This is a genomic window from Brevibacillus sp. 7WMA2 (assembly GCF_010748895.1).
Lineage (GTDB): Bacteria > Bacillota > Bacilli > Brevibacillales > Brevibacillaceae > Brevibacillus_B > Brevibacillus_B halotolerans.
This window is the reverse complement of record NZ_CP048799.1, coordinates 3,174,654-3,189,770: the sequence shown is the minus strand read 5'-3', so window position 1 is coordinate 3,189,770 and position 15,117 is coordinate 3,174,654. Positions and strand designations below refer to the sequence as shown.

The 15,117-nt window shown below is 41.3% G+C and carries 15 protein-coding genes; 8 read left to right on the top strand and 7 right to left on the bottom strand.

All coding sequences use genetic code 11. The features are described 5' to 3' along the window. Window positions 1-228 precede the first annotated feature (228 nt). The 4 genes from GOP56_RS13265 (at window position 229) to GOP56_RS13250 (ending at window position 3,144) form a co-directional block, all read left to right on the top strand. Window positions 229-738, top strand: coding sequence for an NfeD family membrane protein (locus tag GOP56_RS13265; RefSeq protein ID WP_163245813.1), 510 nt, complete (start codon window positions 229-231; stop codon window positions 736-738). Between the two features lie 36 nt (window positions 739-774). Further along, window positions 775-2,337: a flotillin lipid rafts scaffold protein FloT gene (locus GOP56_RS13260; protein ID WP_121472941.1), complete on the top strand. Its 1,563-nt coding sequence runs from the start codon at window positions 775-777 to the stop codon at window positions 2,335-2,337. Window positions 2,338-2,548: 211 nt separating this feature from the next. Next, complete coding sequence (gene copZ / locus GOP56_RS13255) at window positions 2,549-2,755, top strand: copper chaperone CopZ (RefSeq protein ID WP_003334601.1); 207 nt, start codon at window positions 2,549-2,551, stop codon at window positions 2,753-2,755. A 53-nt stretch (window positions 2,756-2,808) separates the two neighbouring features. After that, a complete protein-coding gene (locus tag GOP56_RS13250; RefSeq protein ID WP_003340917.1) occupies window positions 2,809-3,144 on the top strand; it encodes a metal-sensitive transcriptional regulator in 336 nt (111 codons plus the stop codon). A 131-nt stretch (window positions 3,145-3,275) separates the two neighbouring features. On the opposite strand, the gene GOP56_RS13245 is transcribed toward GOP56_RS13250, so the two are convergent. From GOP56_RS13245 to GOP56_RS13235, 3 genes are all read right to left on the bottom strand, one after another. Further along, window positions 3,276-4,286: a BMP family lipoprotein gene (locus GOP56_RS13245; RefSeq protein WP_096887032.1), complete on the bottom strand. Its 1,011-nt coding sequence runs from the start codon at window positions 4,284-4,286 to the stop codon at window positions 3,276-3,278. An 87-nt stretch (window positions 4,287-4,373) separates the two neighbouring features. Then, window positions 4,374-5,399: a BMP family lipoprotein gene (locus tag GOP56_RS13240; protein ID WP_163245812.1), complete on the bottom strand. Its 1,026-nt coding sequence runs from the start codon at window positions 5,397-5,399 to the stop codon at window positions 4,374-4,376. 309 nt (window positions 5,400-5,708) lie between these two features. Then, entirely contained in the window at window positions 5,709-6,149 is a 441-nt protein-coding gene (locus GOP56_RS13235) for a M67 family metallopeptidase (protein WP_068792626.1), read from the bottom strand. A 45-nt stretch (window positions 6,150-6,194) separates the two neighbouring features. Here GOP56_RS13235 and GOP56_RS13230 point away from each other — a divergent pair, with 45 nt between their 5' ends. The 4 genes from GOP56_RS13230 (at window position 6,195) to GOP56_RS13215 (ending at window position 9,579) form a co-directional block, all read left to right on the top strand. Then, window positions 6,195-7,052, top strand: coding sequence for a DUF72 domain-containing protein (locus GOP56_RS13230; RefSeq protein ID WP_163245811.1), 858 nt, complete (start codon window positions 6,195-6,197; stop codon window positions 7,050-7,052). Between the two features lie 38 nt (window positions 7,053-7,090). Continuing rightward, window positions 7,091-7,918, top strand: a complete 828-nt coding sequence (locus tag GOP56_RS13225) for a sulfite exporter TauE/SafE family protein (protein WP_003340906.1) — start codon at window positions 7,091-7,093, stop codon at window positions 7,916-7,918. A 74-nt stretch (window positions 7,919-7,992) separates the two neighbouring features. Beyond that, on the top strand, window positions 7,993-8,313 hold the full coding sequence (locus GOP56_RS13220; protein ID WP_003340905.1) for a YunC family protein: 321 nt from the start codon (window positions 7,993-7,995) through the stop codon (window positions 8,311-8,313). Window positions 8,314-8,487: 174 nt separating this feature from the next. Continuing rightward, entirely contained in the window at window positions 8,488-9,579 is a 1,092-nt protein-coding gene (locus GOP56_RS13215) for an HD-GYP domain-containing protein (protein ID WP_022585598.1), read from the top strand. 26 nt (window positions 9,580-9,605) lie between these two features. Here the strand turns inward: GOP56_RS13215 and GOP56_RS13210 are convergent, their stop codons facing one another. The 4 genes from GOP56_RS13210 to GOP56_RS13195 all read right to left on the bottom strand — a co-directional run bounded on the left by GOP56_RS13210 (window position 9,606) and on the right by GOP56_RS13195 (window position 14,997). Beyond that, a complete protein-coding gene (locus GOP56_RS13210) occupies window positions 9,606-11,051 on the bottom strand; it encodes an MBL fold metallo-hydrolase (protein ID WP_163245810.1) in 1,446 nt (481 codons plus the stop codon). Between the two features lie 53 nt (window positions 11,052-11,104). Continuing rightward, window positions 11,105-12,304, bottom strand: coding sequence for an FAD/NAD(P)-binding oxidoreductase (locus GOP56_RS13205; RefSeq protein WP_163245809.1), 1,200 nt, complete (start codon window positions 12,302-12,304; stop codon window positions 11,105-11,107). Window positions 12,305-12,466: 162 nt separating this feature from the next. Continuing rightward, the gene (corA, locus tag GOP56_RS13200) at window positions 12,467-13,402 is read right to left on the bottom strand and encodes a magnesium/cobalt transporter CorA (protein ID WP_022585601.1); all 936 of its coding nucleotides are present in this window, start codon (window positions 13,400-13,402) and stop codon (window positions 12,467-12,469) included. A gap of 560 nt (window positions 13,403-13,962) precedes the next feature. After that, window positions 13,963-14,997 (bottom strand): M23 family metallopeptidase, encoded by a 1,035-nt coding sequence (locus tag GOP56_RS13195; RefSeq protein ID WP_163245808.1) that lies wholly within the window; start codon window positions 14,995-14,997, stop codon window positions 13,963-13,965. Window positions 14,998-15,117: the final 120 nt, after the last annotated feature.

Here is a 15,117-nt window from a genome sequence, read left to right as displayed (position 1 = left end):
TTAGATGATTCGGAGGTTTCTTTTATATGGGGATAAAGTATAAAATAAAATTGATATCATCAAAGCATGAAGACACTCCCATTGAAAGAATACGGAAAGGACAAAAAAATCATGGAAATTATCTGGAAATTTTGAAACCGTATGCTAATCGAAACGTATAAACAAGTGCAAGATAAAATGATTGCACCCTTTTACGCACTTGACTTAATTCTAGGATGAGGTGTTTACATGGGGACATGGGATATTATTTTTATTAGCTGTATAGGACTTGGATTCTTGTTTGCTATTGTGTTGATGTTTGTTGATCATAGTCATGCCCTTACAGGTGGTCTAGAAAGCCCTGTATTACAACCTGTTTGTGTTGTGAGTGCTATTACAGCCTTTGGTGCTTGCGGCTTTCTTCTGCATCGGTTCACATTACTTTCCATCACAAGTGTCGTGTTACTTTCGGCTGGTAGTGGTCTACTACTTGCTGCAGTGGGGTATTTTATCTGGATTCGCCCCATGAAAAACGCTGAAAATTCTACAGGCTATTCGCTTACTCAATTGGAAGGGCAATTGGGGGAAGTTGTTACCACCATTCCTGCCAAGGGATATGGAGAAATTATCATTACAATGCTGAGTGGGACTAGTAACCAAATTGCCTCTAGCCAAGATCAGGTTATGATTCCTCAGGGTTCTCGTGTCATAGTTGTCAAAGTAGAGGATCATGTTCTACAAGTGATTCCCTTTGAATAAATGCTAGATGAATACATAAAGGAAGGATGTTTGCTAATGGATTTTGACATCATTGTGCTTGGACCTATTATTGCTGTAATCGCTGTTTTTGTAATCCTTGGTATTGCGTTTTGGGCTAGATACAAAACAGTAGGTGCTGATGAAGCAATGATTGTAACGGGGAGTGCACTTGGTACCAAGAACGTACTAACTGACGAATCAGGCAACAAAATTAAGATTGTACGAGGTGGAGGTACGTTTGTTCTACCAATTTTCCAGCAAGCGAACTTTTTAAGCTTATTATCACATAAATTGGATGTATCTACCCCAGAGGTGTACACAGAGCATGGTGTGCCTGTGATGGCTGACGGTGTGGCAATTATTAAAGTTGGCGGTTCTATAGAAGACATTGCTACAGCGGCGGAACAATTTATGGGGAAACCAGATGAGTCGCTACGTGCTGAAGCTCAGGAGGTTCTGGAGGGGTATCTACGTGCCATCCTTGGAAGCATGACAGTAGAGGAAATTTATAAGAATCGGGAGCGCTTTGCTCAGGAAGTGCAGGCAGTAGCTGCTAAAGATTTGAAAAAGATGGGGCTGTCTGTTGTAAGCTTTACCATCAAAGACGTTCGAGATAAAAACGGTTATTTGGCTGCGTTAGGTATTCCGCAAATTGCTGCGGTGAAAAGGGATGCTAGCATCTCCCAAGCAGAGGCTGATAAAGAGTCGCGCATCAAGCAGGCCCAAGCCGAAGAGCACGCTAAAAAGGCTGAATTATTGAAAGAAACCAACATTGCTGAAGCAGAAAAAGAAAAGGAACTCAAAATTTCAGAGTTTAAGCAGGAACAAGACAGAGCGCGTGCTACAGCCGACCAGGCGTATTCATTACAACAGGCAAAGATGAAACAACAGGTTACTCAAGAGGAAATGAAAGTAGACATCGTACGCCGTGAGAAAGAGATTGAGCTAGAAGAAAAAGAAATTCTGCGTAGAGAGCGTCAGTACGATGCGGAAGTAAAGAAAAAGGCGGATGCCGATCGCTATGCTGTAGAGCAGGCGGCTGAAGCGGAGAAAGCGAAGAAAATGCGTGAAGCGGATGCTAAAAAATATAGTATCGAGGCAGAAGCGAAGGCACAATCAGAACAAAAGCGCTTAGAGGGTCTTGCTTATGCTGATGCAGAAAGAGCACGCGGTACAGCAGAAGCGGAGGTAACTCAGCTCAAACTGGAAGCAGAAGCCGAAGGGAAGCGTAAACTGGCTGAAGCATACGAAAGGTTTGGTCAGGCGGCTGTATTAGATATTGTGGTCAAGATGTTGCCTGAGTTGGCCGAGAAGGTTGCTGAACCAATGAAAGCAATCGACAAGGTAACAATTATTGATACTGGTGGTGGGCAAGGAGACGGTGTAAATCGTTTAAGTACAAATGTCACTAAATTAATGACGCAGTTACCAGAAATGCTAAAGGATGTCTCTGGCTTAGATATGAATGAGATGATTGAGGGCTTCATGAAAAAGGGGCAGGTAGCCGCAACAACAGAGATCAATCATGCTAAAGCTGAAGTTCTGGAAGAAGCTTCTGAGGTTAGTAAGCTAACTGAGCAGATTCCACAAGAAAAATAGGCTCGTGAGCACTGATAACTGACTGGAGCTGTCATAGTTTTGTAAAGATCGATTGGTTGTACGAACCCTTCTACCGAGGTTTATTGAGGTAGGAGGGTTTTTTATGAATAATCATTTGTACAAGAATCAATACACTTTACATACATTAGGGGGGTATAGTAGTATAAGAGAACGATAATGTAAATGATAAATCGAAAGGGGTTTGAACAAGATGGAAAACGTCGTATTACAAGTACAAGGTATGTCGTGCAATCATTGTGTGCAAGCGATTGAAAAAGCTGTAGGTAACTTAGAAGGAGTTACTTCAGTCAAAGTTAGATTGTCTGAGGCAGAGGTGGATGTAGCTTATGATTCTACGAAAGTAACAGTAGAAGCAATTAAAGAAACGATTGATGACCAAGGATATGATGTAGAATAAGAGAGAATAACGTATACACTATATAGAGAATATGAGAAAAAGGGGGGAATGAAATGGAGGGAGATTATCAACAGCTTGTACCTGATGAAAAGGAAAAAGGATGTTGTCAGGAGCGAACCAGTCATCATTCCGAAAAGCTAAAGGGGAATTTGCAATCCCGATTGAATCGAATTGAGGGACAGGTTCGCGGCATCAAGGGTATGATTGAAAAGGATGTCTATTGTGATGATGTACTAAATCAGATAGCTGCTGTTCAATCAGCGCTCAATTCCGTAGGGAAGATTCTGTTGGAAGGTCATATGAAAAGCTGTGTAGTGGAACGCATTCAGGAAGGCGATCAGGAAGTAATTGATGAGTTGCTAAAAACAGTGGCAAAGCTAATGAAATAACATGTATGGATTATAACCTGCTAATTAAAGAAAAGCTCTCTTTTGTGTGTATATGAGAACACGTAAAAGAGAGCTTTTTGTCAGTAATCAGTATAACGAGTAATCTGTTGTATAAGAATAATCAGCCTATACTATTGAATCTTAATTTCACCGCTAATAATTTTGTTGCGGAATTCCTCTACTTTTTTCCAAACATCCTCAGAGATATTTTTACGGGAAGATTCAGATAAGCCGACACCATTTTCTTTTAAACCAAGGGAAAGTGTTTTCCCACCTTCAAATTTACCAGTCATGTAATCGGTAGCTACTAGATAAGCTGCTTGGTCTACACGTTTCATCATGGATGTAAGTGTCACGTCATCCCCGAATACAAGAGATTGATCCATGTCTACGCCAATAACCCACACGTTCTCACCTTTGCCTTTACGGGCTTTTGCTTCATTAAAGACACCGTCTCCAGACGCACCTGCTGCGTGATATAAAATATCAGCACCTTGGTTGTAGAGTGAGGATGCAGCGGATTTACCAGCATCAGGTTTATCAAAGGCACCAGTATAAATGGTGTTTACTTGTACAGAAGGATCAGCCGCTTTTACCCCAGCTAGGAAGCCTTTTTCAAAGCGTTTTGTAACAGGGATCTCAATACCACCAACAAAGCCGACTTTCTTTGTTTTTGATGTTAATGCAGCCACGACCCCAGCTAGGAAGGAGCCTTCTTCTTCTTTAAATACAACTGAAGTAACGTTTGGAGCTTCAACGACTGTATCAATAACCGCAAGCTTTGCTTCAGGATTTTCCTTTGCTACCTTTTGTACGTGTTCCATGATTGGGAAGCCGATTCCAAAGGTTAAGTCCCATTTTTCTTTCACAAATTGGTTAAGGTTTGGAATAATATCTGCATCGGAGCTGGATTGCAGGTATTGTACCTCAGCACCTTTATCGTTTTTTACCTTTTGCAAGCCTTCCCATGTACCTTGGTTAAAGGAGTTATCATTTACGGTACCTACAGAGGTTACCATCCCGATTTTTACATTGCTTTTAGCATCTGAGGCAGGTGTTGCTTGTTTTTGGTTGCCGCATCCACTTAATGCCAAAGGTAGTACTAATAGAAGTGGTAGCGCACGGCTAATCATTTTTTTCATGTTGTTTGTACCTCCAAAGAAAATGAGTAAAGAACGGCATTGCCGTAGCTCAAAAGCTAACAGAAATGCCGTTTTTATAAAAAGGTGTTACATTTTGTCTGGTACTGTAATTTCACCACTAATGATTTTTTGTTTAAACTCTTCGATCTTTTTCCAAACATCCTCGGAGATGTTTTTCTTTGTGGATTCAGCTAGTCCAACACCGTTCTCTTTCAAACCAAGAGATACCGATTTACCACCTTCAAATTTACCATTTAAAAGATCAGTAGATACTCGATATGCAGCTTCATCAACACGTTTGATCATAGATGTCATTGTGATATCTTCGCCAAATACTTTGGATTGATCCATATCTACGCCGATAACCCATACGTTTTCGCCTTTAGCGCGACGGTCTTTTGCTTCGTTAAACAAACCATCACCTGTAGAGCTTGCTGCATGGAACACAATGTCAACACCGCGGTTAAACATAGAGGAAGCAGTAGATTTACCAAGATCAGGTTTGTCAAATGCCCCAGTGTAGAGGGGAACGATTGTAATATCTGGTTTAGCTGCCTTTGCACCTGCTGTGAAGCCTGCTTCAAAACGTTTGATTACAGGCATTTCAATACCGCCAAGGAAACCAATTTTGCCCGTTTTACTACTTAGTGCAGCCGCTACACCAGCAAGGTAAGCCCCTTCATGCTCTTTGAACACGATGGATGTTACGTTTGGTGCGTCAACAACAGAGTCAATGATAGCAATTTTAGCTTCTGGATTTTCTTTCGCTACTTTTTGTACATGTTCGGACATTAAGAAGCCGACACCAAAAGTTAGATCCCATTTCTCTTTAATAAATTGATTCAAGTTTGGAATGATATCACTATCACTTGCAGATTGCAGGTATTGAGTCTCTGCACCAGTGTCTTTTCCAAACTTTTGCAAGCTTTCCCATGTCATCTGGTTAAAGGAATTATCGTTAACTGTACCAGTAGCAGTAACCATTCCTACTTTTACGTGTTTTTTTGCTTCTCCAGATGCGTTCCCGGTTTCAGGAGCTTTTGTTCCACAGCCGCTTAGAGCGAGTGAGAAGGTCAAAAGACTAGCACCGAGGATTGAATAAAGCTTTTTCATGATGAAAAATCCTCCCTTTTGTCTCTGCTACGTTTTGTTTAAATTGGGCAAACGATGAAATTCTATCAGACAAATAAACAAACGTCAATTGTCAGATTATTTACGTAATGAATCCAGCTTCAAAATTCTAATGATATTCTGCTCATTTACAAGCAGGGTTATGTAATGTCCCAGCATTTGAGGATTGTCGAAAAAAGGAGTAAACTAATTATGGAAAGATTTTCTGTTGATTTCTAATGAGAAAGAATATCGGGGACAATGAAACAAGTTTATACAAAAGGAAAAAGCTTGGCGGCAGGTCAGAAGCGGTTAGATTATCTCGTATGAATGCCGTTGTACATGTCCTTGGCTAATTTGATACAAAGCTAAATCAGGTATCTCAGTTGCAAATGACAAAATCCAGTAGCAAAGCTGAGGATAATGCCATCCCTGTATATCTAGGGAAGAGGGAACGGCAGGAGAGAGCGGGTGAGTGTGCAAAACGCCAAGCCAGCTTTCTTGTTGTTTTTTCATCTGGGCTATGCTTTGAAAAAAAATAGATGGACTTATCAAAAAAGTGTCTGTTGAGGCAACTTCCGAAGAAGCAGGATAGGATGAAGTAATCATGTTTTGATGACCACCTAGTAATGCAGTAAATTCGTAAGGCAATTGCTGTTTTGCTGCTACGAGTAGTTGAGACACTAGTGTTTTTGAGATAAGGATCGACTGATCCGCATGAGAAAAGGGAGAACCCAATAGGGTGTGGTTCATAGCTACTATTTCTCCTTTGAGTTTAAAGTGAAAGAAGGTTTTCTCTTGAGCAAAAACCAAAACATTCAAATTGGCGTATGCGGCTGGGGAGATCATGATGATTTATACACGCAGGGTGTGAAAGCCAAAGATAAGTTGTCTGTTTATGCCAGTCATTTTCCTATTGTAGAGCTGGACAGCTCTTTTTACGCTATTTTACCACAAAAAAATTATGTGACGTGGGCAAAGGAAACCCCTGATGCTTTCCGTTTTATTGTCAAACCGCATCAAGGGCTGACCGGTCATCAACGTAACATGGAACGCGATGAAAAGCTAGAATTATTTAAGAGTTTTGAAGAGAGCATTCAGCCACTTGTTGACGCAGGGAAATTGGAGACATTATTGTTTCAATTCCCACCTTGGTTTGACTGTAAGCGAGAGCATGTTCAATACGTTCAGTACTGTGTACAATATTTTTCCCATTACTCTGTCTCTGTCGAATTTCGACACCAAAGCTGGTTTGAGTCTTCTTGGAGAGAAAAGACACTAGCTTTTCTGCAAAAGCTGGGCGCTGTTCATGTTGTCTGTGATGAGCCGCAGGTAGGGTCTGGCTCTGTCCCCATTGTTACGGCGGTTAGTTCTGTGAAACAGGCATTGGTTCGCTTTCATGGGAGAAATAGGGCGGGATGGCGTGACACTGGCGCCCCAAATTGGCGAGATGTTAGGTATTTGTACAGATATAGTGAAGAAGAGTTACAAGAATGGAAGCATAGACTGCTCGAATTAAGTCAGCAAACGGAACGTGTTATTGTGCTATTCAATAATAATTCAGGGGGCGATGCTGTAGCAAACGCCAAGCGAATGATGCAACTATTGGATATTGATCCGGATGGATTGAATCCTCGGCAACTTGAGCTTTTCTAACAACATTTTGGCGTTGTACGCCCAGGAAGAGGCTGATCATGGTAATTGCACTCTTTATTTTATTGTTTATGTTTATTGGACTATTCGCAGGTGTAATGGGCAGTCTGGTTGGTATTGGCGGAGGAATGTTTTTCGTTCCTGCCTTACTTTATTTCGGGAATATGTATGAGCCAGGTAGCATTACCCCGCAAATAGCGAGCGGTACCTCTTTATTGGTCATTGCGATAACAGCTCTCTCCTCAAGTATTAGCTTTTGGAAACAGAAAAAAGTAGAAGTGCAAGCGGCTGTCCTATTTTTTATTGGTAGTGCTCCGGGAGCAATCGTTGGAGTTTATGTAAATAAATGGTTAAATAGTGACTCATTTTATCTTTTGTTTGGTTTATTTCAAATCTCCATGTTTATCTTGCTAATGATTAAAGATAAATTCAAGCCAAGAACGAACCAATGGAAGATTGTTAAAACCTATGTGGATGAGCAGGGGGAGCAGCAAGTTTATGGCTATAACCGCACTTCTGCTATCATCATTGCGTTTTTTGTCGGTATCATTTCTTCTTTGTTTGGAGTTGGTGGAGGAATTCTGATGGTGCCGGCACTGATCGTCTTATATCGCTTCCCTGCCCATATGGCTACGGCTACCTCCATGTGCATTATCTTTTTGTCGGCTGTTGTCGGTTCCACAACGAATATTATAAACGAACATATCCACTGGTTCTATGTGCTTGGTCTAGCGCCAGGGGCATGGATTGGTGGAGCAATAGGAGCTATTGTGTCTAATAAATTAAAAGGTAAGACCTTAATACTCCTGCTGAGAATCATGATCTTAGCGATTGCCGTTCAAATGATTTGTAAAGCTTTTGTAGCTTAGCATGCCGTATTTTCATTCGAAAAAACACCCCTTCTCTCTTTTGCTCATATCGTAAAAAGAAAGGAGGGGTACAGATGATTGAAATGAAGCCGCTTTATTTTAACGCGGGTGTAGCACAGGCCATTACCGTGCATTTGCCGAAAACTACGCTGCTGGTGGTGGCCACGGAAATCGGATATATCATGTGTGGTGCACTTGATGTTGGATTATTAAATGAGAAGTTAGCTCATCGAGAAATTATTGCAGGTCGGGCAACAGGTGTAAAAACGATACAAGAACTGCTGGATGCTCCTTTAGAATCAGTGACTTATGGCTCGGAGGCTTTGGGGATAGAGACAGGTACAAAAGGTAGCGATGCTATTGAATTCATGCTCTCTCACGAACAACGAACATAAGCGTAAAAGCCTCCTAATACCTCACGGAATAGGAGGTTTGCGATGGTGGACAAGCTCAACAGCCTTAGCCAAACTTCTCTTTATTAGATAACAATAGTAAAATCAATCCTTCTTTTTGACGAAATTACTAGTAGGTATAATGGTACTAGTACTAGGAAAGGCTTGGAAAAATTAATGCGATTATTGTCCATCACCCGCTGTGAAACGGGCATGAAGCTTGCACGAAGTATCTACAATAGTAATGGTACAATCTTAGTGGGAAACGGCGTTACACTCACCCAGAGAATGATCGCACGTTTAGCAGTAATGAATATTCATTCCATTTATATTGAGGATGAGGATACCGCTGACATTCTTATAGATGATATTATATCCGATGAGACGCGACGGGAAGCGATGGGATTTATCCACAAGTCGTTTGAAACCTTTCGTGAAGATCCTAAAAAATTTAGACAAGTGTTTGCGGCAGAAAAAATGGGACTGCGTGTTCGAGGCGTGCTCATGAATCTTATTCATGAATTAAAAAACAATCATTCAGCAATGAATTTACTAGGAACGGTGTGTGGTATCGATTCCTACGTGTTTGTCCATTCCTTTAACGTAACAATTTATACTGTATCAGTCGGATTAAAAATGGGGTTAAATGATAAGGAAATTGCTGATTTAGCCATAGGGGCTATTTTACATGATGTAGGTAAAATGATGATACCGCCTGAAATATTGAATAAGCCGGGGCGTTTGACTGATGAGGAGTATGAAATTGTCAAGCAGCATACCGTAATCGGATTTGAATTATTACGAAAACAAATAGGAGTTCCGTTACTAGCTGCACATTGCGCATTTCAGCATCATGAAAGAATTGACGGGAGTGGCTACCCCCGTCAATTAAAAGAAGCGGAAATTCATCCATATGCGAAAATTTTAGCCGTATGTGATGTGTTTGATGCTTTAACAAGTCATCGGGTTTATCGTAAGCCGATGCTACCGCATGATGCTACGGAGCTTTTGTTTGCAGGATCGGGTACGCAATTTTGTAATAATGTTTTGGAACAATTTCGAAATGCGATCTCTATTTATCCAGTTGGTTTGGGGGTCACCTTAAGCTCTGGTATCTCCGGCGTTATTATTAAAAATAATCCGGGATTTCCCTCCAGACCGGTTGTACGAATTTTAGAAAATGAGGCTCATGAAAAGGTAAAGCCATTTGAAATTGATCTAACTACCGAGTTAAGTTTAGTGATTTCTGATTGTGAACCGCTTAGCTAATAGGTTTATTTTTGAGAAAGCAAGCCTTAGATGGTGACATTAGCTGGATTGTTTATTGTTTCGAGTCCAGCCTGATTCCAAGCGAGGATACCACCTTCTAAATTAATCAAATTCTCAAAGCCTTTCGATTCTAAAAGGCTGACTGCTATGGCAGAGCGAGCGCCTGAACGACATTGGACAAGTATCGGTTTATCTTTAGGAATCTCATCCAGTCGCTTGTGTAGAGAGCCGAGCGGAATATGAACAGCATGTGGAAGATGGCCCTCAAGCCATTCAGATGAATTGCGAACATCGATCAAGGTGACGTCCTGCTGATAGACAAGGGAAGTGGCTGTCATGACATCCATTTCCTTCATGTCTTTAAGCAGGGGGGACAGATCGATGTTTTTTTGAATTTCATTACTATCACCCATCGCTACGATATGGTCAATTCCAACCGCTCTTAAATCGGATAATATTTGTTGGTGATCTTCTTTATTTCCAAGGACATATAAAGGACTTTGTTCATCAATTAACCAACCAGCCCAGGTACAGAAGCTGCGCTGATGGGGGATAGATAGAGAGCCACTCAAATGGCTTTGGGCAAATACTGAGGCAAGACGTGTATCGAGCAGGATTGCGTCACTAGCTAGAATATCCTGTAGCACTTCCTGATTCATCTGTATTTCTTTGGGGAGAGGGATATCAGCTATCAAGGCTGCTCCTTGTTTATTAACCTGTTTCATTCGAGAGAAGTAGCGGGGGGGCTCTGGCTGACCGGCTAACAGCCATGTAACGAATTTTTCTTCTTCTGTGAAGGATAAGGTAGGGTTATAGCGCTTTTCATAGCCTACCGTAGAAGAGGGGACGGCACCTAATGCCTTTCCGCAGGCACTTCCCGCTCCATGACCCGGCCAGATTTGCAGATAGTCCTCCCATTCTTTAAAACGTTGAAGAGATTGATACATTTGACGTGCTCCGACCTCAGCAGTACCTATTTGACCAGCGGCCTTTTCGAGCAGGTCAGGACGTCCTACGTCACCAACAAACACAAAATCTCCTGTGAATACTCCGATGGGCTGTGACCCGGCTAAACCATAGTCCTTTAATAAAAAGGACAGACTCTCCGGTGTATGTCCTGGCGTGTGCATAACTTCTAAACGGAGATTGCCTACGGACAAGGTATCTCCCTCATGGATAATTTGATGGGCAACACCATCGAGTCCCGCATATTGCCAGTCAGGTCCCCCTTCTCCTGAAAGATAAAGAGTAGCCTGGGTCCGATGGGCAAGCTCTCTTGCTCCGGATACAAAGTCGGCATGGATATGAGTTTCCAATGCACCTACGATACGTAGACCCTCCTGCTGGGCAATACGCAAATAAGCTGTAATGTCCCTTTGCGGATCAATGACGACGGCTTCACCAGTTCGTTGACAGCCTACAAGATAGGAAGCTTGAGCTAATGGTTCATGATAAAAGTAACGTAATAACATGAATGATCGTTCCTCCTTCTATTTTTTAATATGAAATATGGATGGAACAAGGGTTACATTCGCCCTTTCATCATAGCTCGCCAGTAAAGGAGAGGAAGCAAATCCTTTTTTACTCGATACATGCTATATCTTTCCTTTGCTTGATCAAAGGGAAACGTTTCGCGGGGTTCTAGCTTGTAATCAAATTCTGCTAGGATCAAGCGATTATAGCCTGTTACTAATGGGCAAGACGTATATCCATCATATCGAGCGGATAAGGTTTGCTGATCCATGACAGCCAATAGATTGGCCACGAGCACAGGCGCTTGTTTTCGAATAGCAGCCCCAGTCTTAGAAGTAGGAAGGTTACTACAATCTCCTAGAGAAAAAATGTTTGGGTAGCGTCTATGCTGTAGTGTAGCTGCATCAATTTCTACCCATCCAGCTTCGTCTGCTAAAGGGCTTTCTCGAATAAAACGGGGGGGAAACATAGGGGGCACCACGTGCAGCATGTCATAGGAAAGGGTATGTAACTCTTTTGTATCTAGATGAACAAATAAAGCTTCTTTCTTTTCTGAAAGAATCTCTATCAAGTTCCATCTGAAATTGGTGTGAATATTTTTTCTGTTAATAACATTCTGTAAGGAATCTGCATATTTTTTGACGGCAAAAATACTCGCATTAGCTGAAGCAAAAATGATCTGCGAATGGGAGCGCACCTTTGCCTTCCGCATATGATCATCCGCTAAATACATGATTTTTTGGGGAGCACCCCCGCATTTAATCGGTGTATTTGGGTGAGTAAAAATAGCAGTTCCTCCTGAAAAAGTACGCAGACATTCCCACGTATACGAAACATGCTCATAAGAATAATTACTACATACTCCGCCTTTTCCAATTGCCTCTGGGAGCCCTTTAATTTTGTCCCAGCCTATCTCAATCCCGGCGGATACAACCAAATAGTCATATTGAATCTTTTCACCTTGTGCTGTACAGACTTGATTCATTTCTGGAAAAAAGGATTCGATAGATTCCTTGATCCAAGTCGCTCCCTTGGGAATTAGGGAGGCTTCCTCACGTTCTGTCTTTTCCTTTGATACAACACCTGCTCCTACCAGCGTCCACAAGGGCTGATAGTAGTGTTTATCAGCAGGGTCAATGATTGCAATACTTCCGCGAAGAGAGGGGCGTGCGCGCAATAATCGGGCTGCAACCATAATGCCAGCGCTACCGCCGCCTACAATGACAACACAAAACTTGCGGATATTTGACATCTCCATTCCCCTTTCAGACATATAAAAACTATCAATCGCAAGTAAGATGAAGAAAGAAAAAATGTCAAAAAGAAAGGAAAACCCTTTCATTTACTAGGAGATATGTAAGTAGGATCTTTTGTTAAAGATACCTCTTATTCTAAATTATAGACCTTTTTCCATTCATAACCAATCCCTTTTTTTAAAAATAACATACATTGTAGTTGCCAATGTGAACATGATAGTCAAGACAATAAAATAGCCGTAGTTGGTATGTAGTTCTGGCATTACATCAAAGTTCATTCCATAAATGCCTGTCACAACCGTTAAAGGCATGAAAATGGTGGTCAGTGCTGTAAAAATGCGCATAATCTCATTGGTTCGATTGGAAACCGAAGACTGATAAGCTTCGCGGACGTTGCCAATTAGCTCTCGAAATGTTTCAAAATTCTCCACAATCTTTACGGCATTCTCATGAATATCAACGAAATATTTACGTAGGTTAAGAGATATCAGAGATAGCTCCTTCGTTTGGAGCGCATGAATGAGATCGCGCTGTGGCGCCATCATCTTTTTGGCATATAGAATTTCTCGGCGTAACCCAACAATTTGAGAAAGATGAGTGTTTTTTGCTTTGAGTAACACCTGCTCCTCTAAATTTTCAATCAGGTCTTGAATTTCTTCCATTACATCAAAGTAGCTTTCAATGAGCTGATCCATAAAAAAATACAGGAAGAAGTCGGACGAATGAATTTCTTCTTCACGGATAATGGAGGGAAAAATACGAATCTCATCTATATCAAATTTACTGACCGTAATGACATAATGCCCTCCGAGAAAGATATTCACTTCTCGCAGAAATATATCCTCATTCTGAAACTGAATGCTATTGCTTACGATAAAGTAATGGTCATGGTAGACCTCAAGTTTAGGGCGCTGTTCCTCCTCATCAATGCAATCCTCAATAGCTAATGGATGCAAATGAAACAAATGCTGCAAGATGTCCAAATCAAATAAACGTGCTTGTATCCAATAGAAACCGTTAGCAGGTGGGCGTATTGTTATTTCTATGTCTTCAACTGGTGTCATGGTTCCATTCTCAATTAAATAGATTTTCAATGTATACCCCTCCTCGATCTTCTATTCTCACAGATACCACTAGTATATCCCGTATGTTAAATAACCTTGATTTACTAAATTTATTACCAACATTTACTCTTAATTAAATAGAAAGACGAGCCTAGCGTGCCGATCACACTTGCCGAGCCCACGACTTTCAGCAGTGTAGCAGAACAAAAATTGTTTTCCTTCACCCAAAAGCATATGGCAAGTCCAGAAGGCGGAATCTATACCAATTATTTAGTGAGCTCGGATGAAACGAAGGGGCATATCTAGCATTGCCTCCATGATGCGTAAATCATCTACACTACTATTCACAATGTTATGACCTGTCCGTGGATAGATCCAGACAATGAAATCCTCTTCCACGAATCGATACTGCAAAAGAAAACGTCGATTGGAAAACATGGATCAGAAGCAAGGGACTGATATGACAGGAAAAAATGGTCAAAGTCTGACTCGATTAGGACGAAATTCGAAAAAGAAATAGCCATAACAAAGCTCCTGCTTATGTTACAAGAAGCAGGAGCTTTTCTTTTTACGTAAGATGTTACAAAAGGTTATTTGTAAATAGGCTTAGGCTGCTTTTTCTGATTTTCCCAGCGTTTTAACAGTGGATAAGGATCAAATGCCCATTCATTATTTCCGGTGTCCCGATATGTTCCGTAATGAAGATGAGGCGGAAACTTGCCTGAGGTACCAGGCTTTCCATAGCCAGAACTGCCTACATAACCGATCACTTCACCAGGGACGACGATATCCCCCTCTTTTAATCCCTTTTTAAAAGAGGACAGATGAGCAAAGTAATGATAAATGTTGTCGATATCACGGATACCTACGCGCCATCCACCATAGCGGTTCCAGCCTAATACCTCAACTACGCCATAGCCGGTGCTCATCACCGGGGTAGAGTATCCGGCAAAAATATCGACTCCTTCATGAATGCGCCGTCCTCCCCAGCCACGTGGGTCTCCCCACGTACTGCGATAGCTATAAGAGAAGCGTTTGGGAATAGGAAAAGCATGCTCATTTAATGCAAGTGTTTGGAATTTCTCATAGATTCGTGAGAAGTGCATGATGGTTCTTACGGCTGAATCACGCTTATAATAGTTCCATAGACCAATCTTGAAATCATCGGAATTAAAACCATAGGTACCTAAAAAACGAACAAGACTAGTTAATACGTCACGATCATTATCCTGATCGGCAACACCATCTCCTGAACCATCTAATCCAATTCCATGAAAGAAGGTAATGGATGTTAGATGATTGTCTTCCGAATCAGGATTAAAAACGCCGCACCACAATTCAGTAGGAACCTTGATAGCAGTGAGTCGTTTGTTCGCAGACTCTGCTTCCTTGTTTTTTGATTTCTTTTTAATGGTTCGTTCGTACTGATCAATAGCTGCTACATATTTCCATGGAATTCCATATAATGCTTCGTATTCAATGAATAATTCCATACGCTCATCCCACTCTGACTTAGCAGGGGAAGTTGATGGTGCCTTAGTTGATATTGATGTCGCTAATCCTTGAGATGGAACCATTAGGATAATAGCGATAATCAAACATGAATAAAGGCGTAGAAAACGCATACGTCTCCCTCCAGCCATTAGTCTCCTTATAGTAGAATGACCGATACGCTTATAAACTATTCTTACAAATTTTGGATGAAAAATAAAATGGCTTTAGAGCCTGTAGAAATAAAAGGAGAG

What these genes read in the sequence shown, in the direction of transcription:
- GOP56_RS13265 (WP_163245813.1), top strand. Translation starts at nt 229, where the DNA reads ATGGGGACATGGGATATTATTTTTATTAGCTGTATAGGACTTGGATTC.
- GOP56_RS13260 (WP_121472941.1), top strand. Translation starts at nt 775, where the DNA reads ATGGATTTTGACATCATTGTGCTTGGACCTATTATTGCTGTAATCGCT.
- copZ (WP_003334601.1), top strand. Translation starts at nt 2,549, where the DNA reads ATGGAAAACGTCGTATTACAAGTACAAGGTATGTCGTGCAATCATTGT.
- GOP56_RS13250 (WP_003340917.1), top strand. Translation starts at nt 2,809, where the DNA reads ATGGAGGGAGATTATCAACAGCTTGTACCTGATGAAAAGGAAAAAGGA.
- GOP56_RS13245 (WP_096887032.1), bottom strand. Translation starts at nt 4,286, where the DNA reads ATGAAAAAAATGATTAGCCGTGCGCTACCACTTCTATTAGTACTACCT.
- GOP56_RS13240 (WP_163245812.1), bottom strand. Translation starts at nt 5,399, where the DNA reads ATGAAAAAGCTTTATTCAATCCTCGGTGCTAGTCTTTTGACCTTCTCA.
- GOP56_RS13235 (WP_068792626.1), bottom strand. Translation starts at nt 6,149, where the DNA reads ATGAACCACACCCTATTGGGTTCTCCCTTTTCTCATGCGGATCAGTCG.
- GOP56_RS13225 (WP_003340906.1), top strand. Translation starts at nt 7,091, where the DNA reads ATGGTAATTGCACTCTTTATTTTATTGTTTATGTTTATTGGACTATTC.
- GOP56_RS13220 (WP_003340905.1), top strand. Translation starts at nt 7,993, where the DNA reads ATGATTGAAATGAAGCCGCTTTATTTTAACGCGGGTGTAGCACAGGCC.
- GOP56_RS13215 (WP_022585598.1), top strand. Translation starts at nt 8,488, where the DNA reads ATGCGATTATTGTCCATCACCCGCTGTGAAACGGGCATGAAGCTTGCA.
- GOP56_RS13210 (WP_163245810.1), bottom strand. Translation starts at nt 11,051, where the DNA reads ATGTTATTACGTTACTTTTATCATGAACCATTAGCTCAAGCTTCCTAT.
- GOP56_RS13205 (WP_163245809.1), bottom strand. Translation starts at nt 12,304, where the DNA reads ATGTCAAATATCCGCAAGTTTTGTGTTGTCATTGTAGGCGGCGGTAGC.
- GOP56_RS13195 (WP_163245808.1), bottom strand. Translation starts at nt 14,997, where the DNA reads ATGCGTTTTCTACGCCTTTATTCATGTTTGATTATCGCTATTATCCTA.